This is a genomic window from Pseudomonas sp. PDM25 (genome assembly GCF_019219045.1).
Classification (GTDB): Bacteria; Pseudomonadota; Gammaproteobacteria; order Pseudomonadales; family Pseudomonadaceae; genus Aquipseudomonas.
The window spans coordinates 1-263 of record NZ_JAHUWL010000098.1 but is presented as its reverse complement, the minus strand read 5'-3'; the positions used below and the strand labels follow the sequence as shown (position 1 = coordinate 263).

At 62.4% G+C, this 263-nt stretch carries 1 pseudogene; it reads right to left on the bottom strand.

Going from position 1 to position 263, the window contains the following annotated elements:
• Positions 1-263: pseudogene (locus KW848_RS31500) on the bottom strand (LysR substrate-binding domain-containing protein); the annotation flags it as partial.

Genomic DNA, 263 nt, shown 5'->3' with positions numbered 1-263 from the left:
CGCGGCGAGTCGGCATCGGCAGGTGCCAGGCACGTGCCACCACCCCTTTATGTTCGCTCACTAACGATTGCGGCAGCATCGCCACTCCGATACCCGCGCTGACCATATTCAGCGCCTGCTTCAATGATCCGGCATTCCCGGCCACCGCCCCTGGCGAACGGCCATACACGGCCATCAATCGTTGATGGGATACGTGCTGCGGGCAGGTGATCCAGTCGTCAATCGGTGTCCAACGCTGTTGCTCTGAGTCCTGCGCCATGGGG